18 protein-coding genes and 1 pseudogene are annotated in these 19,350 nt (G+C 48.4%); 11 read left to right on the forward strand and 8 right to left on the reverse strand.

What is annotated here, in order from left to right; genetic code table 11:
• Nucleotides 1-117 precede the first annotated feature (117 nt).
• On the forward strand, nucleotides 118-273 hold the full coding sequence (locus ACI7RC_RS23305) for a hypothetical protein (protein WP_408110579.1): 156 nt from the start codon (nucleotides 118-120) through the stop codon (nucleotides 271-273).
• Nucleotides 274-437: 164 nt separating this feature from the next.
• On the opposite strand, the gene uvrA is transcribed toward ACI7RC_RS23305, so the two are convergent.
• On the reverse strand, nucleotides 438-2,969 hold the full coding sequence (uvrA, locus tag ACI7RC_RS23310; protein ID WP_408110580.1) for an excinuclease ABC subunit UvrA: 2,532 nt from the start codon (nucleotides 2,967-2,969) through the stop codon (nucleotides 438-440).
• A 236-nt stretch (nucleotides 2,970-3,205) separates the two neighbouring features.
• Between uvrA and ACI7RC_RS23315 the strand changes: the two genes are divergently transcribed.
• Nucleotides 3,206-4,195, forward strand: coding sequence for a helix-turn-helix transcriptional regulator (locus ACI7RC_RS23315; RefSeq protein WP_408110598.1), 990 nt, complete (start codon nucleotides 3,206-3,208; stop codon nucleotides 4,193-4,195).
• A gap of 67 nt (nucleotides 4,196-4,262) precedes the next feature.
• Here the strand turns inward: ACI7RC_RS23315 and ACI7RC_RS23320 are convergent, their stop codons facing one another.
• The 4 genes and pseudogenes from ACI7RC_RS23320 to ACI7RC_RS23335 all read right to left on the reverse strand — a co-directional run.
• Nucleotides 4,263-5,471 carry an FAD-dependent monooxygenase gene (locus tag ACI7RC_RS23320; RefSeq protein ID WP_408110581.1) on the reverse strand — a complete coding sequence of 403 codons (1,209 nt, stop codon included), beginning with the start codon at nucleotides 5,469-5,471 and terminating at the stop codon, nucleotides 4,263-4,265.
• Nucleotides 5,468-6,064: a TetR/AcrR family transcriptional regulator gene (locus ACI7RC_RS23325; protein WP_408110582.1), complete on the reverse strand. Its 597-nt coding sequence runs from the start codon at nucleotides 6,062-6,064 to the stop codon at nucleotides 5,468-5,470. The genes ACI7RC_RS23320 and ACI7RC_RS23325 overlap by 4 nt, the downstream gene beginning before the upstream one ends.
• Before the next feature lie 65 nt (nucleotides 6,065-6,129).
• On the reverse strand, nucleotides 6,130-6,480 hold the full coding sequence (locus ACI7RC_RS23330) for an SMI1/KNR4 family protein (protein ID WP_408110583.1): 351 nt from the start codon (nucleotides 6,478-6,480) through the stop codon (nucleotides 6,130-6,132).
• Nucleotides 6,481-6,495: 15 nt separating this feature from the next.
• Nucleotides 6,496-6,718: pseudogene (locus tag ACI7RC_RS23335) on the reverse strand (Lsa family ABC-F type ribosomal protection protein); the annotation flags it as partial.
• A gap of 235 nt (nucleotides 6,719-6,953) precedes the next feature.
• Here ACI7RC_RS23335 and ACI7RC_RS23340 point away from each other — a divergent pair.
• From ACI7RC_RS23340 to ACI7RC_RS23370, 7 genes are read left to right on the forward strand one after another with little or no spacing between them, the layout of a single operon-like run.
• Complete coding sequence (locus ACI7RC_RS23340; protein WP_408110584.1) at nucleotides 6,954-8,573, forward strand: ABC transporter substrate-binding protein; 1,620 nt, start codon at nucleotides 6,954-6,956, stop codon at nucleotides 8,571-8,573.
• Nucleotides 8,573-9,559 (forward strand): ABC transporter permease, encoded by a 987-nt coding sequence (locus ACI7RC_RS23345; protein WP_408110599.1) that lies wholly within the window; start codon nucleotides 8,573-8,575, stop codon nucleotides 9,557-9,559. The genes ACI7RC_RS23340 and ACI7RC_RS23345 overlap by 1 nt, the downstream gene beginning before the upstream one ends.
• Entirely contained in the window at nucleotides 9,556-10,422 is an 867-nt protein-coding gene (locus tag ACI7RC_RS23350; protein WP_408110585.1) for an ABC transporter permease, read from the forward strand. Before ACI7RC_RS23345 ends, ACI7RC_RS23350 begins: the two co-directional genes overlap by 4 nt.
• Nucleotides 10,419-11,186 (forward strand): ABC transporter ATP-binding protein, encoded by a 768-nt coding sequence (locus tag ACI7RC_RS23355; protein ID WP_408110586.1) that lies wholly within the window; start codon nucleotides 10,419-10,421, stop codon nucleotides 11,184-11,186. Before ACI7RC_RS23350 ends, ACI7RC_RS23355 begins: the two co-directional genes overlap by 4 nt.
• Nucleotides 11,177-11,956 (forward strand): ABC transporter ATP-binding protein, encoded by a 780-nt coding sequence (locus ACI7RC_RS23360; protein ID WP_408110587.1) that lies wholly within the window; start codon nucleotides 11,177-11,179, stop codon nucleotides 11,954-11,956. The genes ACI7RC_RS23355 and ACI7RC_RS23360 overlap by 10 nt, the downstream gene beginning before the upstream one ends.
• Nucleotides 11,946-13,016 (forward strand): pyridoxal-phosphate-dependent aminotransferase family protein, encoded by a 1,071-nt coding sequence (locus ACI7RC_RS23365; protein WP_408110588.1) that lies wholly within the window; start codon nucleotides 11,946-11,948, stop codon nucleotides 13,014-13,016. Before ACI7RC_RS23360 ends, ACI7RC_RS23365 begins: the two co-directional genes overlap by 11 nt.
• On the forward strand, nucleotides 13,006-14,148 hold the full coding sequence (locus ACI7RC_RS23370; RefSeq protein ID WP_408110589.1) for an amidohydrolase family protein: 1,143 nt from the start codon (nucleotides 13,006-13,008) through the stop codon (nucleotides 14,146-14,148). The genes ACI7RC_RS23365 and ACI7RC_RS23370 overlap by 11 nt, the downstream gene beginning before the upstream one ends.
• A gap of 86 nt (nucleotides 14,149-14,234) precedes the next feature.
• On the opposite strand, the gene ACI7RC_RS23375 is transcribed toward ACI7RC_RS23370, so the two are convergent.
• The 3 genes from ACI7RC_RS23375 to ACI7RC_RS23385 all read right to left on the reverse strand — a co-directional run bounded on the left by ACI7RC_RS23375 (nucleotide 14,235) and on the right by ACI7RC_RS23385 (nucleotide 16,702).
• Nucleotides 14,235-14,594, reverse strand: a complete 360-nt coding sequence (locus ACI7RC_RS23375) for an MFS transporter (RefSeq protein ID WP_408110590.1) — start codon at nucleotides 14,592-14,594, stop codon at nucleotides 14,235-14,237.
• The gene (locus ACI7RC_RS23380; protein ID WP_408110591.1) at nucleotides 14,558-16,027 is read right to left on the reverse strand and encodes a multicopper oxidase family protein; all 1,470 of its coding nucleotides are present in this window, start codon (nucleotides 16,025-16,027) and stop codon (nucleotides 14,558-14,560) included. The genes ACI7RC_RS23375 and ACI7RC_RS23380 overlap by 37 nt, the downstream gene beginning before the upstream one ends.
• A gap of 150 nt (nucleotides 16,028-16,177) precedes the next feature.
• The gene (locus ACI7RC_RS23385) at nucleotides 16,178-16,702 is read right to left on the reverse strand and encodes a HemJ family protein (RefSeq protein WP_408110592.1); all 525 of its coding nucleotides are present in this window, start codon (nucleotides 16,700-16,702) and stop codon (nucleotides 16,178-16,180) included.
• Between the two features lie 184 nt (nucleotides 16,703-16,886).
• Here ACI7RC_RS23385 and ACI7RC_RS23390 point away from each other — a divergent pair, with 184 nt between their 5' ends.
• Nucleotides 16,887-17,585: a response regulator transcription factor gene (locus ACI7RC_RS23390; protein ID WP_408110593.1), complete on the forward strand. Its 699-nt coding sequence runs from the start codon at nucleotides 16,887-16,889 to the stop codon at nucleotides 17,583-17,585.
• A gap of 19 nt (nucleotides 17,586-17,604) precedes the next feature.
• A complete protein-coding gene (locus tag ACI7RC_RS23395; protein WP_408110594.1) occupies nucleotides 17,605-18,918 on the forward strand; it encodes a sensor histidine kinase in 1,314 nt (437 codons plus the stop codon).
• Nucleotides 18,919-19,350 lie beyond the last annotated feature (432 nt).

Below are 19,350 nucleotides of genomic sequence, written 5' to 3' on the forward strand. Positions count from 1 at the left end.
CGGCGGGGATCAGTTAAACCGGCTGCCATCGAGCAGGGAGGGTGCTAACTGGGGGAGGAACCGTTCGCTCATGAATAAACGCCACTACGTTCACGGTTCTCGTAGTGGCGTTTTGCTATGGAGCCTAACCCTGCCAACCCGTTTCACGAGCTCTGCTTTTCGCTTTCGCCCGACGGTGCACACGTAGATGAGACCGCTGAGGCCTACAAGGCATGCGAAAACGAGCAGCAGGTTGCTGTAGAGATGCGCTTCCGCCCGATGAACGCACGGTAGGAACTGCACAGCAACCCGAACTGTTCGGCGATTTTCGGCGTGGAAACATTACATACCGTTTCGTTCAACACCGAGAAAAAACGATATAGATGACTAAAAGAGCGAGCTCCAGCTAGTGCGGCAACGGCACGCCTTACAAAACAGGGAGCTTCTTCCCTGATGGATCAATGTCCGGGCGACAGACGCTCTCTCAGGTACTGTCCGGTGTAAGACGACTCGATATGCTGCAGCTCTTCAGGCGTCCCTTGCGCTATAACGTTTCCACCCGATTTGCCGCCTTCTGGCCCGAAGTCGATGATCCAATCGGCAGCGCATATGACATCCAGATGATGCTCGATCACAATGACTGTATGCCCTTGGTCAATCAGCTTGTTCAGAAAAGCGATGAGCCGTTCAACATCCGCCGGATGCAGCCCTGTCGTCGGTTCATCCAGTAAAAACAGCGTGTGGCTGCCCCCGTTCTTCCCGAGCTCTCTGGACAATTTCATCCTCTGCGCTTCTCCGCCGGATAATGTGCTTGTAGGCTGACCGAGTTTTATATAATGGAGGCCCACTTCGATAAGCAGCTCCAGCTTGCTCCTAATTTCCTTCTGTTCCCTAAATAGCGGAAGGCATTCCTCTACGGTCAAATCCAACACGTCGGAGATGCTGTATCCTTGATATTTCACTTCAAGAACGTCTTTCTTGAACCTTTTGCCGTTACAGGCAGGACATTTCACTTCGACATCGGGCAGAAAATGCATGTCCATCTGTAGCGCACCAAGACCTTTGCATTTCTCGCATCGGCCCCCGGCCGTGTTGAACGAAAAATGCTTGGCCGTCAGTTTCCGCCGTTTGGCATCCGGCAGCCCGGCGTAGAGGGCGCGGATCATCGTGAACAAATCCGTGTAGGTCGCGATATTCGAGCGGGAGATTTTGCCGACAGGTTCTTGGTGAACCGTGATCAATTTGCTTATATGCTCCATTCCGCTAACGCGCCCATCCGAGTGCCCCTGCTGGATCGCTTGTTCCACCACATCGAATAAAAAGGTGGATTTCCCCGAACCGGAAACACCGGTAATCGCAACGAACCGATGCAGCGGAATGGACACGGTCACATTTTTCAAATTATGCTCCGACGCATTCCTAACCACAAGAGATTGGTCGCCACCCGTTCGCCTGGGAGCGCCGCGATAGGGTGTTTGCGAAAACAAATATGGTCCTGTAACGGATGAAGGGGTGCGCTGCAGCTCCCGGGGCGACCCCGCTCCTACGACATAGCCGCCGTCCTTGCCTGCTTTCGGCCCGATATCGATGATGTAGTCGGCCTGTTCCATCACATCGATATCGTGTTCGATGAGCAGCACGGTATTGCCCAAATCCCGAAGACGCTTCAGCGCTGCCAGCAGCTTGTGCGAATCCCTCGGATGCAGCCCGGTCGTCGGCTCATCCAGAATGTACAGTACCCCGGTTAACCCCGATCCGAGCAAGGAGGCGATCCGCAGCCGCTGCGCTTCTCCCCCTGACAGGGAAACCGCGGGCCGGGACAGCGTCAAGTAGGAAAGACCGATATCGAGATACCGCCGGATCCGTTCTGTTAAATCCTGAAGAATAGGTTGAAGGATCACATTCGCTTCTTCGCTGAGTTTCGACTGCAGCCGCTGCAGCCAATCCCACAGCTCATCAAGAGCGTAGTCGCTAACCTCTACGATCGATACGCCGTCAAGCGTAACCGCACGGCTTTCTTTCTTCAGTCGTGTGCCTTGGCATTCTTCGCATGTCTGCGTGGCGAAATAAGCAGTCCACTTTTTGCGACTTTCTTCATCGTTCAGGGCTTCATGGTATCTTTTCTGAAATGCGGTGATGATCCCTTCGAATTTGCCCTTTCCGACTGTTTTCGGTGGCTTTTTTCCCGGGAACATCGCCTGAAAGGGCTCGCTGAAAACGCCGTAAAATAAAAGCGTGCGCTGCACTTCGTTAAAGTCTTTGATCGGGATATTGACGTCAAATTCGAAGCCGTAGTGAGCCGCCGCCGATTGCAGAGAGTCCATATAGTACGGGAGTATGAAGTCTGTATCCCATGCTTTGACTCCGCCTTGAGCGATGCTCAGCTCTTCATCGAAAATCGCCTGCTGTTTCATCCGGCTTGTAAATCCCAGTCCCCCGCAAGATTGGCAGGCCCCCTGCGCTTTATTGAAGGAAAAATGAGCCATCGTCAGTTCGGGAAGCTTGTGCCGACAGTAAGGGCACTCAACGATACGGTCTTCATCACTTTCTTCCTCCAATAACCGATCGCTTTCCTTATCGGGAGACGACAGGCTGATCTGCCGTTCAAAAACCGGCTTCACCTGCCGCCCGCAGGAAGGGCAGGGGCGTTCGCCAAGGCGTGCGAACAGCACCCGAAGGTAAGTATAAATCTCGGTCACGGTACCGACGGTGGACCGCGGATTGCGATTGTTATTATGCTGCCCGATGCTGATGGAAGGAGACAATCCGGTTATGGAGTCGACGTTAGGCTTGTTTAAATAATCGGTGACCATCCCCATCGATTCCATGTATTGTCTCTGGCATTCTTTTTGCAGTGTATGCATGGCGATCGACGATTTGCCGGAACCGGAAACCCCCGTTAACACAATGAGCTTATATTTGGGGATGCCCAGAGAGATATTTTTCAAATTGTTCTCGCGGGCGCCCCGTATTTCAATGATATCCTTCATATTTTCTCACCTGCCTGTGAGCGGAGTCCGTAATGAAATGGGATGCACCCTCCCCGCAATATCGGAAAGTATCGTACGATGTTTCTTTGTTTTTCGCTCAAGCGGATCGTCTCCTTTTCTTTTACGGTTTTATTACTGCAATCGCAGTGTAGCAAATGTAATATGACAACAGCTGTCATATTACTGTAGTACAATGAAAAATATCTGCGTTATCGATTCAGTAAGGAGGGATCAACCTGAGAGCGGATCGGCTGCTTTCCATTCTGTTATTGCTGCAAAACCATGGAAGAATGACGTCGCGGGAGCTAGCGGAAAAGCTGGAGGTATCGGAGCGAACCATCTTTCGCGATATGGAGGCATTAAGCGCGGCGGGCATACCCGTCTACGCCGAGCGTGGCTCTGGAGGCGGGTGGGCTTTATCGGAAGGTTATCGGACCAATTTGACAGGGATGAAGACGGAGGAAATTTTTTCTCTGCTGCTCTCCAATCCGTCCAATTTGCTGGACGACCTTGGCATTAAGGACGATTTTGAAACCGCCTTTCAAAAATTGTTGGCAGCATCTCCTACGACAATAAGGAAGAATGCCGAATTAGTGCGGCAGCGGATTCTTATTGACGGGGTCGGTTGGCACCAGTCGCAGGAATCGTTCGCGCATTTATCGACCGTCCAGGAAGCTGTCTGGGAAGAGCGGAAGCTGTACATGCAGTACCGCAAGGAAGAAGAGATCGTAGAACGGATTATCCATCCGCTTGGCATCGTCGCTAAGAGAAACGTCTGGTATTTGGTCGCTGAATCGGGCGGAGACATGCGCACGTACCGCATTTCGCGCCTTATTAACGCCCGCATGTTGGAAGAAACGTTCGAGCGGCCGGTCGGCTTCGATCTGGAAAGGTATTGGGAGCAATCTACGGACCGGTTCAAGAAGAATCTGCCCCGTTATCCAGCTCGGTTGAGGATCAATGAGAAGTTGCGTTCCCGCATTGGACAAGAGCGGTATGCCAAAATTATGCGCAGCCTGGAAGCATCGGAAGGGAGCGGATGGTTGGAGCTGGACATCGAGTTCGAGACGCTGGAATCCGCCTGCGAAATCATTCTCAGCTACGGACCTCTTGTTGAAGTTCTGGCACCGGAGGAATTACGGGCGAAGGTTGTGTCCGAAGTGAAAGCTATCGCGTCGATCTATGGGGGCACCCTCTCGTTTCCCCCGCCTCTAAGCGAAGCGTAGGCGGGGGAGGATGTCAATCCCTTCTATGAAAGGCAGCCGGCCGCCCTTGCAAGCCTGTTCATTTTGTTTAGAACGATAATATAGGATCAATCGGCAGAGGTGTCGGCATAAGAAGCATTCGCTTTTGAATATTACCAAACAGCGGGGTTTTAGCCAGCATCGTGATTGCTATCGGCCTGACCCTTCTCAATATAGGCGAATCCACCATCACTTTTTCAATCTTCATTTGAAACGCATGAATCCTCCTGATCTCCGGTTCGCGTATCACTTGGACCTGGTTAAGCATTTCAGCGGAAAAATTATTTTCTCTCATCGCTCGAACGATCACATCCGCAGCAATGACCGCTGTTGCGCAGGAGAGAGAGACGCCCACCGCACCGATCGGAGTTGAGCAATGCGCGGCATCGCCAATGAGGAGGCATCCGTCTTTCGCCCATTGTTTTACCATAAAAAGCTTCGATTGGAGGGGAGTAAACGGTCTAAAATCTTTTAAAGAGGAGACAAACTCTTGGAAGTATGGATGGATATTAACGATCGTTCGCTTAAAATCTTCTATCCCTTTCTGCTTGCTCATTTCCCATTCTTCCTTCTTGAAAGCAATTCCCACCTGTAATTGATTCCCGTATTTCGAACCCATGATGCAGGTTGGGCCGTTCGAGATTTGAAAACGCAGCATACGTTCCCAATGCTCCGGATGATCTATTGTAAACCAGATTAGGTCCATATTGTATTGCTCATACTCGATTTCAAAGTCAGTTAATCGACGTAAAGTGGAGAACCTTCCGTCTGCTCCAACCGTAATTTTAGCGCGAATTTCGACATCTTCTCCCCCTCTTTTAACGGTCACGCCTTTGACAATACCGTCGTCAACAATCAGATTATTTACACTGGAATGAAACGACATTTCAAACGAGGGAAAAGTGACTGCTTTTTCATACAAAGCTTGCAGCAGGATCGGCTGTGGCATTGAAATGGCGTAGGGGCTGCTGGCATGGATGTTCTGGAAGTTAATGGTCCCTATGCGGCGGTCATGGACATAAAAAGCGCCCTCCTTTAGTTTTTCATGCGGAAATTGCTCGATGTACTCTTTGAGACCAAGTTGTTCCAGCATTTGTAGAAAACGAGGCTGCAATATTTCCCCGCGATATTCGCGTTCAAAGTTTTTTTGTCGCTCCAGGACATGGACCCGAATATTTTGTTTGGCCAGCAGTAGACCTAGAAGCATTCCAGCGGGACCGCCCCCCACAATGCAGACGTCGGTTTCTAGATTTTTCATTCATCATCGTCCCTTTCTCTGATTAAGTTCCCTTCTAGAACAAGGGTCAGCACATTCTGAAACACGCTTTCGTACGTATTTCCGGAGGTCAATAAATAATCGGGGTCAGTCAAACTCTCGATAGCGGCGAGTATTACGTTCACCACGAATGTCTGATCCATATCCTTGCGAAATACGTGATCTTGCACACCCTGTTGAAAAAGTTCACTCAGCTTCCTCAATATAAGATTTTTACGGAAATCCATGAGAAGCTCATAAGCTTCAGGAGCTGTTCGTTTCATATCCAGGACCGCGGATTTTTTCACCGTACCTAGCCGCTTCCCTACTACAAAAATAAACTGGTTGACTTTTTGTAAAAAATCGAGTTCGGTGTTATTTATGATCCGCTCGATATCATCAAGCTGCTCTCGATAGAAGTTTGAAACGACCTCATGAAGCAACGCTTCCTTTTTCGGGAAATATTTGTACAAAGTTGATTTGCTCATGCCAAGTTCATACGCGATTTGGTCGGTAGAAACCTTCGAAAAACCGATCGTCAAAAATTGCTTTGCAGCGAAGCTAACTATTTTCTCTTTCGTCTTTTCCTCTTGCAATATATACCACCCCTTCGAACCTTAAGTACTAAATTAGTTTTTTCAGTACTCTTAGTACCATAATATTACTGTTTATTGGGAATTATTTCAATATTTAATTTTATTTTTTTAAAATGCGCCGCGCACGTTGAATATTTTTCTCCATCGACTCCATTACAACCGAATACCACTAACTCCTTCAGTTCACAGTGCTCCATGTTGCGGAAGTACTCCGTTTGGGAAAGTACGGAAAACGGTTCTCCGTCGATCTTATCTAAAGAGAATAATCGTAAGGTACTGCCCCTATCAAAAAATGCACCATTCGCTTGTTCTCTCAGCCACTTTTTATATGTCGTTGGCAATGGAACTCCTATGTGAATGGTGGAGCATAGCGGGAAGTCTGAATCCCGATTAACTTGCTGACGAAGCCAACTCACGATGCAGACCGCTTATAACACGTCCTCCGACACCCTCAGCAGCGAAAGCTCGCGAAGAAGCTGCCAGTGCTCATAGTCCGGATAGATGTCGGCGACGACGTCGACGGTATTGTTCTCTTTGCGTTCAACGTGGAATGGGAACCCAGTCGGTATCAATTTGAAAGCTTACATTCTCAAAGATGTTGTCGTAACTGCCGTCATAAGCAAACGTCAGGTTCGTTACCTTGATCAATGACATGTGTCGGCAACCTCCTTTGTCAAAATAAAAAATTGCAGGGTATGAAAAGGATATATTTTCTGAGTGAAAAGAATAAGGTAACTTCTTGCCAAAAAGAATAAAACAAATCCTGCGTTTGCAATATCCGATAAATGGCAACCCAAAACCTCCGAAATTTTTTGACAGGTGATGGCATTTGCACTACAATATAATCCATACTAAACATATATGAATTATCCGGAAGGAATGGTTAATCATGTCACAGGTCAATGGATCTTTGCGAAGGGCGATTTGGATCGGGACATTATCAGTCTTGTTACTGGTGCTGAGTGCAGGATGCTCTGGAGCAAAGAATGCTCCTGATCAAAATAACGGCGTTTCGCAAAGTGCGAACCAAGCCGCAAATGAGGGTGCAAATAAAGAGGAGCCTGCAGCGGGAGGCACTTTCGTCTATGGACGTCCGGCTTCCGTCACCTCATTTGACTTGCATAATCAAATTACGGCAAACAATGCTTTTGCGATTGACAAAGTATTTGAATCTTTGGTTGCTTTTGATAGCAAAGGCAAGATTGTGGACTGGCTCGCCAAGTCACATAGCATAAGTGAGGACGGCTTGACGTATACGTTTGAGTTGCGTGACGGCTTGAAATTTTCGAACGGTACTGATGTTACTGCGGAGGATGCCGTATTCTCGTTGAATCGACATTTGAAGGTTGGCGGCCCGCTGGCGATAGCGGCAAAGGTAGATAGCGTTAAAGCGAAGGATAACAAAACGCTTGTCATTACGCTGAAAGAGCCATATACACCGTTTCTCTCCGAGCTGTCCAACTTCTCCAACGGTATTCTTCCGAATAATTTTGGCGGAGTTTCCGAAGAAGAATTTTTCAAGAAACCTGTAGGTACGGGGCCTTTCGTTGTTGAAAAGTGGGACCCTGCAGGAGATCTGACTTTTAGCAAAAACCCAAACTATTGGCAAACTGGAAAACCATTTATTGACAAGCTCGTTTACAAGCTGATTGAAGACGACAGCCAAGCCATCAACCAACTGAAGGCGGGAGAAGTGAATGCAATTGAATCATTGGCTCTGCAAAATGCCAATGAGATCAAGAATGGCGCTGAAACGAAAGTCGTGACCAACGGTAGCTGGGTAACAGAGCAATTGTTCTTCAATACGCTGGATGAACATTTTGCTGATGTGCATGTCCGCCGTGCCCTGGCTCTGGCGCTTGATCGTGAAGGCTTGACCAAGGCGCTTACCTTTGGCTATGCACAGACTGCAAATTCATTGCTGCCAACAACAATTCCTTATAACGCAAATGATACGATCAAGGCACTGAACTTTGATGTAACCGCGGCCAAGGAGGAGCTTGCCAAATCCAAGTTCCCTAATGGGTTCACTACAAAATTGCTTGTAGCGTCCGGTAATAGCACAAGAGCCCAAGAGGCGCAAATTATTCAGGCAGCAGGTCAAGCGATCGGGATCAAGATTGAAATTGAATCGGTTGAACTGGCCACGTTCCGTGAGCGTTTCTTTGCCTATGATTTCTCGGCAATGCTAAACAGCGGTCAGGCCGACTCTCCGGAAGCGAACTCGATTATTGCTTTCCAAACAGATCCAAACGGTTTCAGTAAATCGTATTGGACGCATTACACGAATGACGATGTAACCAAGCTTCTCTATGAAGGCCAAAAAACACCAGATGGTAATGAACGCGCGAAAATCTATTCAACGCTGCTGCAAACTCTGGCAGATGAAGTGCCTTACATTCCGCTGTATTACCCAGAAATTTTGAAAGGAATTCGCTCTTCAGTCGATGGCATCGTTGTGTTACCTAACGGCAGCATTCGTTTTGAAGATGTTCGCATTGGCAAATGATGAACTCCAACACGACGTTACATCAATCGAAAGGAAGAAAAGGATCATCTCATTGGCTGCTGATCGCTCTTGTGAGAGCGTTGGCAGTCATCCTTTGCGTAATGATAGCAGTCTTTTTCATCATCCGAATCGTGCCGGGGGACCCCGCAAAAATGATTTTGGGAGAATACAGTACGCCTGAGGCCATCGAGAGTATGCACCATACTCTCGGGCTGGATCTCCCTTTATGGGAACAATTCATCCAGTTTCTGAAGACGATGGTTACCCAAGGGGATACCGGCAATTCCATTATTACGGAAACCTCTGTAAGAGAGCTGATCGCCGAACGCGCCCCCGTTACTTTGCTGCTCATTGTGATGGCTTGTGTTGCGATGATTATCATTTCCATTCTGCTCGCTGCATTCGCAGCCACGCACAAGGATAAGCTGCTGGATCATCTTGTACGTATTTTTCCTGCAATAACTTTGGGTATGCCCATTTTCTGGGTTGGCTTACTTCTCATTCTGCTTTTTAGTGTCCATCTTCGCTGGTTTCCAGTTGGGGGCGTCGGCGAAGGGTGGCTCGGAACCTTGTACAGTCTTACGCTTCCGGCAGTTACCGTTGCTTTTTCGCAGATTCCTACTTTGGTTCGGTCTCTGCGAGCACAGATGCTGGAAGTGTTGGAATCCGACTTTGTCGTTACATTGAAGGCTGCGGGAATACCAAACAGGATTATTCTGTTTAAACATGTGCTGCGCAACGCTGCGCTACCCACGCTCATGCTTCTTAGCGTAAACATTTCTTATTTGATCGGCGGCACACTGGTTATCGAACAGGTATTTGGCATCAAAGGGATTGGCAGCTTGCTGTTTACTTCCATTTCGAAACGGGATTTTCCCGTTATACAAGGAATTGCGCTTTACTGTGCGCTATCTGTTGTGATCATCAGCCTTCTGACAGAGATCATTTCCAGATGGCTCGATCCCAGAACGAAAGGAAACCCATGAAACCTATAACAATCGAACCCTTATTGTATGAGGCGAGCCAGAAGACAAACATCGTAAAACGAATCTGGAATACCCCTTCTTTATTGGCCGGCTGCATCATGCTTGCAGTGCTGATCATCTTGGCTGTGTTCATTCCGTTTATGAGTCCGTACCAACCCTCGGAGCAGAATTTGAGCGCCTTTTTACAGCCCCCTTCCGCCGAACATTGGCTGGGAACAGATCAACTGGGACGTGATTTATTTACGAGATTGATCTATGCTGCAAGAACCGATTTGACAATCATGGTATTGGCTGAAATTGTCCCATTCTGCACCGGAGTATTTTTGGGAATGCTTGCGGGCTATTACGGAAAATGGATCGATACGGTCATTACTCTGCTCACGGATACGTTAATCGCTTTTCCTTTTTATCTGATCGTGATTATCGTGGCCTTTGCCAGCGGAGCAGGCCAAAGGGGCATTTATATCACGTTCATGCTGGTAGGCTGGATTGTTTTTGCCCGTGTCGTCAAAGGTCTGAGCGCCACGTTTCGCAAACAGGAATGGGTAGCTTCAGCCGAGACATTAGGGCTGTCTGGACCAAGAATTATCCTGCGCCACATCCTGCCTAATGTGCTGCCTCAAGCGGTTGTCGTGCTTATGACAGATATGGTTGGGCTGCTAGTGGTCATTGTTACGCTTGGTTATCTGGGCATCGGCATTACTCCGCCAACGCCGGACTGGGGGACAATGATTTCGGATGGGCAACCCTTCATCACGACAGCTTGGTGGCTTTCGGCAGTCCCGGGATTTGCAGTGGTGTATGTGGGGATTGCTTTGTCTCTTGTGGGTGACGGTTTGGCAGACATATGGAGGAAAAAATGATTTCTACAAGCCCTATTTTGGAAGTAGAGGCACTATCGCTGGCAAGCAAGTCAAATGCAAAATTAGTTGATCATGTTAGCTTTTCACTCGGCAAGGGAGAGAGTCTCGGATTAGTAGGCGAATCGGGTTCCGGAAAATCCCTTACGCTGCGTGCGATTCTGGGACTGCTTCCACATGGTATTAAACAGATTGGAGGAACCGTTAAGAAAGGAGCAAGCAGCGCGATGGTTTTTCAAGACCCAAGAGGGGCGCTGGATCCGCTCTGTCCGGTCGTCAAGCAGCTATCGGAAGTTGTTTATTACAGACAAAGAGTAGGTCGAAAGGCTTCGCGTATCATCGCGCTGGAATTGCTCGAAATGCTCGGGCTCCCGGATTCTTTACAGAAATCGGACCGGTATCCGAGCCAGCTTTCGGGAGGTCAGTGTCAACGGGTAGTCATCGCCATGGCCTTGGCGTGCAAGCCGGGTATTTTGCTCTGTGATGAGCCGACAACAGCGCTGGACGTAACCGTTCAACGGCAAATTATAGAGACGATCACTCGTCTGCAGCATGAACTTGGTTTTGCCATGGTATTTGTTACGCATAATCTTGCTATTGCAGCTTCTTTATGCTCAAAGCTGTGTGTGATGAAAGCGGGGCAGATTGTGGAGGAAGGCAATACCCTTCGACTTTTACAAAAGCCGACGAATCCTTACACACAGATGCTGATTGATTCGGTGCTTCCTCTGCCGGAGCTTGAAGGGAATGGACATTCATGGAATTAGCCTTGCAAGTGAAAGATGTAACCGTTCGCTACGGCGAGTTTACTGCGCTCGACCGCATCAATCTGAATCTGCAACCCCATACCACTCTTGGCCTTGTCGGTGAGTCTGGATCGGGCAAATCCACTCTGTCACGGGTCATAGCCGGGTTGATCGCTCCCGATGAGGGGCAGCTACTGCTGGGTACACAAGAATTAAAAAAGAAGCGAAGCCGTGAACAGCGCAAAATGATTCAAATGATTTTTCAAAATCCAGACGCATCGTTGAATCCCAGGCATTCCATCAGGCAGATTCTTTCCGAAGCACTGTTGTTTCATAACATTGTGGAACGCAATCAGGTCGAGAAAAGATGCAAAGAGCTTTTGAATCTCGTTCACCTGGAAGCAAGCGCCTTGGATCGATTCCCTCACGAATTCTCTGGCGGTCAGCGTCAACGGATCGCGATCGCACGTGCATTGAGCGTTGAGCCGAACATTCTGATCGCGGATGAACCGACGAGCGCATTGGATGTTTCCGTACAGCTCAGTGTGCTCGAACTGTTACACACACTTACATCCGAACTCAATCTTACCATGCTGTTTATCTCCCATGATCTGGGGGTCATCCATGCCATTTGTGATACGGTAGCGGTCATGCAGCAGGGGAAACTTGTTGAGCATAGTCCCAAAGACCAGTTCTTCACTCGCCCTGCAACGGCGTACAGCTACGAGCTGCTGTCCGCAGTTCCGAAAATGCCGAAACCAAGTACAATAGGAGGTCTTTATGAACCGTGAGTATAAAGGATTTGTGCCACTTTCTCTGTCTGAGTTCGATACGCTTACACAGTTGCTCTCCAGACTCTTGTCTACACAACATCCCCCGGTCATTATCCCGGGAGAAGCGATCTTGGGAATTGAGGCGGTGGCTGCAGGGATAGCTGCGCCTGGCCGCACCTTTGTAAATGTGGTGACGGGCCCCTATGGAACTTTATTTGGAAAATGGCTTGAACGCAGCGGAGCGACGGTTGTTGAAGTGAAGGTCCCTTTTGATGAAGTAGTTACAGCAGAGGAGATCGCTGAAGCGATTGAACGGTTTAACCCATGCGCCGTATCCTTCGTTCAGGCTGAAGTGGTTACAGGCGGTTCGAATCCCGCCAAAGAAATATGCAGGATTGCACGCGACTTTAACATCATTACGGTGACGGACTCTGTTTCCGCTGTCGGAGGCGAGGCCCTGCTGATTGATGAGTGGGGAGTGGATTTTGCCATTATTGGCGCGCAAAAAGCGCTGGCCGGGCCTAATGGCGTCAGCGCGGTAAGCATTTCACCACGCGGTTGGGAATTCCTTTCGTCCAATGAATATGCGCCGCGTAATTCCATTCTGTCCTTGCTCGATCTGAAACCATCGCGCAATGGCGCTGAGCCGCTACGGGTTCCCTACAACATTCCAACGCTGGAGGCCAGAGCCCTGATCCAGGCATTAAACCGAATCGAGGAAGAAGGTTTGGAGCAGGTGATCAAGCGTCATGAATTGGCTGCAGCCTCGACCGTGGCCGGCATCAAAGCCTTGGGTCTTGATCCTTGGCAGAAGGATAGCAGGCACTTTTCCACGCTGACTACGACCGTTCGGATAGCTGGGGAGCAGAATTTGCATATCGATCAGCCTATTGGAATCGTAGCTCCCGGAGACGGGGATTTATTTGGTCAACTTCTGCGAATCAACCATTTTGGAGCGGACGCTAACCAGCAAAGCGTGGAGGAAGCCATCTCGACACTCGCCCAATTATTGAAGAAAGACCCCGATCTCGCCTTACAGGCAGTTCAACTGATTTGGGAGAATGAACATGATAAATGAACATCCACAACAACAAACATTCCATCGTATTTTTATCGCAGGTATTGAAGGGAAACGCTTCGATATCGCGATTCAGGATGGTCGATTTGTATCGATTGTTGAAACGGAACCGCATCCGGATCAGCCATCTCAACCAGGCAAAGATATATGGATAAGTCCTGGGGTTATTGATCTTCATACGCATCTGGCCTGGACAGACTTTGACCATGCCGATCAAATAAAACGCGACAGCCGCGAGATCGAAATTATGCAGGCGCAAGCTTTTGAAGCAACACTGCGGACTGGTGTAACAACGGCGCGCGATGCTGGCGGGCTTCTGCCAAGCACCGTGCAGCATCTAGTTTCGCACTATCAACATCCTTTACGGGTACAAACCAGCAGCTTTATGCTTGGCGCAGCGGATGCCCGAGGTGTTTTGCATCTTGAACAACGAATGGCAGAAATCTTTGATACAGGGGCAGACTGGATCAAAATCATGGCAACAGGCGGTCTTGGAGCACCTGCGGAGAAAGTGCTTGACCCGACTTTTTCGGAGGAAGAGTTCTCTTTCATTGTTCGCCATGCGAAAGCTCACCATAAAAAGGTCATGGTTCATACATGGGGCGGGGTGACGGTAGACTGGTCCATCAAAGCCGGTGTTGAAACGATTGAACACGGCATGTTCCTGACTGAGGATCAGGCTGGCAAACTTGCACAATCTGGAATAGCGCTTGTGCCTACAACATCGATTTATCGCATTGCTTCAGATCCGAAAGGCGTATTGGCTCTGAACGAGGTCATTTGCGATCGAGCTGCCCGTGCCGCCGAAGCCCACTCAAAAGCCATTCATTATGCCAAAAGAGCGGGAGTCCGCATTGGATTCGGTACGGATTATGCCACACCTGCGTTGCATGGCTACAACCTTCAAGAACTGGATACGTTGATTGATTACGGCTTGACTCGCGCAGAAGCTTGGCAATCTGCTACGCAAGGTGCTGCTGAGATTCTGGGAAATGGCAACGAATTAGGGCAAATTGCCGAAGGTTTTCTCGCGGACGCGATTCTTTTTGATACCGATCCGTATCAGGCCCAAAATCCGTCTGAACTGCGGAAGAACATTGTTTCTGTCATTACTAGTAAAAAGGGAATTTAGAGATCTCATTAATGAAATAGGGACGCCCATAGCGCACGTCCCTATTTCGTCCTCAACTTCTCCCTCCCCTCTAGTTTTATAAAGCTTTATCTAACCTCCATTTTCATCTGTTTATTAATGGAAAATGAATAAAATACAGCAATCATCCCGAGTAGGATACTCATGGCTCCAACCCATCCCAAATTCATAACCGAGGTTTGGTTTACCACCCATCCGCCTACCCCCGCACCAACAGCCATTCCGAGCTGAAATATGGAATTATTCATCCCCAGCGATAGTCCAGATGACTCAGGTGAAAGAGAGATAAGATAATATTGCTGTGCCGGCATAGTCATGGTGGCAGATCCGACCCAAAATGCAGAAATAATTAATGCCCCTACGAATGTCGTTGCCGCGAACGAAATCACCGTCAATGCCACTGCGTGAAAAAGCAGACTGACGAGCAAAGTTCAGTAAGTTCCCCTACGATCCGTTCCATATCCTCCGATTCGCGAGCCGGCCACTGCGAAGATCGCATCCTAAAGACGATGTCATATCTTCCGCCAGATGCGAGCCTGAATGCAGTGTCATCGGACAATAGGTCCGGATCCTGAATCCGCACGCCGTCAATGCTTGTAATTTGATAATCGAACCCTTGCAGAAGGTATTTTTGCGAGAGGTTATGCGTGTTGATAATTTTCAAGTTTACCCTTTTTCCAGGCTCCACTTGCTTGAATTGCATTTGATCCTCGGTTCCGAAGGCCATCGTCTTTCCTTGATCAGTTTCCCAATTATGATTGATAATCGTAAATTGTTCATCGTACTCGTCTTTCCAGCCGCTTCTTGGCTCGACAATGAACGATCCGAAGAGCCCCTTCCTCACTTGCTCTGCAGCTTGCTGATGAGAGTGAAACCAATAGGTTCCTTTCTGCATCGCCCGAAATTTATACGTAAAAAACTGCCCTGGTTTGACGACATTCTGGGTCATTCCCGGCACGCCGTCCATCGAGTTCGGCACATTATAGCCATGCCAATGAATCGTCACGCCTTTGTCGATATCCTTGTTGAGCAGCTTCACTTCCACCATATCTCCATATCGCACGCGAAGCTCGGGGGCGATTTCTCCATTGTAGGTCCAGGTATCGATCTTCGCGCCGGAAGCAAGTGTTATTTCCCTCCTCTGCGCGACGAGCTCGAACGTGACATCTGCCGGATCGGAGATATCTCCCGTCAAAGCAGCCACTTCAGTCCAATTGGAAGGATTGGATTGACCGCACATCTGATAGGCTGACATCCTCGTAGGCGTTCCGCCCCCTTCATCAATCAGATGATGGTTCATCATATCGGAGGCTTCCGGCAATTTGGATAAATCCGCTGCCAACAAGACATTAACAACAATGACTACGACCGTAGCAATTGCCGTTATAGCGGTCATCACAGCGAACTTAATCAACCTTTTCCAAAATGGATGCAGGATGAACCCCCTTCGTAAGACCACAAGATATCTTCTCAGGATGAAGAAAGCGGGTACGACCAGAATAAGCAGCAACAGAACAGGTCTTTGCACGATTTCAAATAAACTCGGCATAACCGCTTGCGCGAAAATATTGCTGACAGCATTTATGCCGGAAGCGAATGCAGCTGCATAGACCGGAATAATCAGCAGGGGGTCCATTGTCTTGGCCAACGTCACTGACGATAATGGTTCTTGATTTGATTCGCCTAGACGCCTTGCCCGTGACAATGTGAAAACAACGACTGGCATATAACCGATTAGCGTGACGGGAACCATTCCCTTGATGGTCCCTTCAATGAGTAGCCAGTCATTTTGAATAAAACCAAAGCTGAGCAGAGCTCCCCATAACCCTGCGATTGTGAGAGCGATGTAGATGATCCCCATCAGAACCATTCTCCAGAGCCTTAGGCGCCGGTTATTTTTCGCATAAGGAAGCATCGTAATCAATAATCCGGCAATAGACCATATAATCGCCATTAGGAATGTCAAAATCATATTGGAAAAATTGTGGAACAACTCAAAAACCCTTTCGCGCTATGATTTGGATTTGTTAAGCTTTGGTTTGATTTTGCCGAATGGTTTGAAATAAGAGATCGCCGTCATAAAAGCAAGCGCGATGATGTTTGCGATAGCGCCTCCGAGTAGGGAATAGCTTTTATCGAGGAATGCTGCATTAACCAGGGCAAGAGACCTTCCCTGGTCCGCTTCGCGAAGGAGCTGAGATAACCATGGGCTCATATATGCGATTCCGAGTAAAATTAAAAGTATCGTCAAGACGAGTTTGGCTACAATCCAGTAATAATTAAATAGTCCCCAGTTGGTCCACAGTGACAGCGCGAGACCTGATAACAAGGCGACAAGCGCGGTATAGCGAATCAAGACGACATCGACCAAATGCATGTTTTCAAGGGTGTAATAAAGCTGCTCTCCATTATCCGAGTTCAGCATATACAACCCGAGCATAAACATACAAAAAACGCCGCCGAACCAACTTATTATCGAAATGACATGAATCGTAATCAACAATTGCTTCTTTTTCAAAGATAATCTGTAGCGCATTGATCTAATCCTCCTATATCGTGTTTGTAACAGGCTTAAAATCATGCTAACACCAGAATGTTGCGAACTTGTGGAGACATTTTTGAGAGGTTGTGATGCTACCGTTCGTCGTATCAAGTTGTTGTATAATAAAATGCAGTTAAACCGGGAACACGAAAAACGGAAAAATGAGCGAGGGGCAAAAATGGGGATCAAAGTTCTAATCATCGAAGATGAGGAGAAAATATTGTCGTTGATGGAAGATTTCCTTCAGACGGAGGGCTACGATATTGTTACCGCCAGGGATGGGGAAACCGCGGTCAGTCGATTTAAGGAGCACAAGCCGGATATCGTCATTCTGGATTGGATGCTGCCGCAAATGAACGGTCTGGATGTGTGCCGTTACTTCCGGCAAATCGGAGAGCCGGGAATTATTATGGTAACGGCCAAAACGGAGGAAACGGACAAAATCGTCGGCCTAGAGATGGGCGCGGACGATTACTTAACAAAGCCTTTCAGCCTAAGAGAGCTTTCCGCTCGTATCCGATCCTTATTGCGGAGAATGAACAGAAGTAACATCGGCGAACAGAGCAATGTGCTCCGCCGAGGCGATTTGACGATTTACGAGGAGAGCTTGCAAGCCTATAGAAGAGATCAGGAGCTACGGCTAACCCCGACCGAATTCAAGCTCCTTCATATGCTGGCGGCGAAGCCTGGCCGGGTATACAGCCGAATGCAGCTGCTTCAGCACGCTTTTGAAGAAGAATTCGTCATTGACGAACGGACGGTGGATTCACACATTAGCAAGCTGCGTAAAAAGATCGAGGACAATATCGATCAGCCTGTATACATCCAGACGGTATACGGGTTCGGGTATCGCTTCGGAACGAAACATGAAAATTAGAACGAAGCTGATGCTGTCGATGATCATTCTGATCGTATTCATCCTGCTCAGTCTGCTCGCAGTCACGCATATCCAGTTTTTTATTGTCCGTGATCTTGCGTATTATAATGACAGAGCCGCCTTTCAATTGCTGCAAGAGGAATTTGAACAATATTATGCGGATCACGATGATTCCTGGGAAGGCGTCCATGATGAACAATTTGAACATAGCCACGGCTTTGCCGAGATCGTCTTAGTAGTGGATGGCCAAGTATTGTACCAGCAAGGACAGCTGGACATCAAAAGCATGCAGGCCGATGGTTTTCATATCTCGTTACATGATCATGATCGGAAGATCGGCCGCCTTTTTGTTATGAACGACAGCCAGTACAAAACCTATGAATTTAAGAACATGTGGTATAACATTCTTCCGAATACTCTTCTCGTCTCCCTACTGCTGACTGCTGTTGCCGCTCTGGGCATCATCTTCCTGCTATCCTGGGGGATGACCCGTCCGGTACGCAAAATTGTTGCAGGAATCCATGGGATCAGGCAAGGAGATGCAAACGTGCCTTTCCCTGTCCACAGGAAGGACGAGTTCGGAGCGATCTCAAGAGCGCTTCAGGAGATGAATCACAGCCTTGCCAGCGCAGAACAATCCCGTAAGCAGCTATTATCCGATGTTGCGCATGAATTGAAAACCCCTCTCATGGTTATACAGGGCGAGATAGAGCTTGCTCAGGAAAGAGATGTCCCGCTTACCCAAGAAAAGCTATCGTCTCTGCTCGACGAAGTGTTACGGCTATCCCGGCTGGTTCATGACGTGCTTGATCTATCCAAGCTGGAGGCCGGCGGCACGGAGCTCCGTCCAACAGCTGAGAATATAGTCGAGATGGTCAGCGTGCTGATCGAGAAAACGCAGTTTTTGGCCGAGGATAAGCATATCGGCTTATCCATGCATGCTTCAGAGGATGTGATCGAGGTCTCGGTCGAGAAATCCCGTATTCTTCACGCGCTTTACAATATTTTAATTAATGCGATTCATTATACGAACGAGGGGGGGCAAGTACAGCTTTATGTGGAACGGATGTACAGTCCCGACCGGCAGGATGAAGTTGTCCGGATTGTAATTGAGGATAACGGAGTGGGCATTCCACAGGAAGATCTGCCCTATATATTCAACCGGTTTTACAGGGCCGATCATTCAAGAAGTCGTCCGAACGGCGGTACAGGTCTTGGCCTGGCAATCGCGCAGCAAAACATTGCCGTACACAAAGGCTGGATCGAAGTGCGCAGCGAAGCTGTAAAAGGTACGGCATTCTCGGTATTTTTACCGACAGCAAAAGAGCGTTAAGAGAAAATCTATAAAACCTCCACCCCAGGAGGAAGATTGGCTCGCAACGGATTGCGTGTCAATGCTCGTACCTTTTGCCAGCGGGACAGAACCGCTGACCTCTTCGCTGCCAGCGAAGCGCTCTCCCGCCATTACCTTGAAGGGAATGTTGGCCACACCATATATCAGTTATTTTTTTGAATCTGTTTAATCGCAATCTGTAATAAATCTTTGTTGCCTCTCAGTGATATAATTTATTCATTTAGATACATACAAAAAAGGAGGCTTCGTAATTCATGGCAAATATCGAGCAACTGCAAACGATTCATGTACCCGCTACAGAAATATACAAAGCTTTAACCTCAGCCAAGGGGTTATCTGAAGTGTGGACCCGTGAACTAACGGTCTACCGGTTTAACCCCTTAAAATTTGAGTCTTTCTCCCTTATTCTCG

The organism is Brevibacillus sp. B_LB10_24 (genome assembly GCF_046036945.1).
Classification (GTDB): Bacteria; Bacillota; Bacilli; order Brevibacillales; family Brevibacillaceae; genus Brevibacillus_C.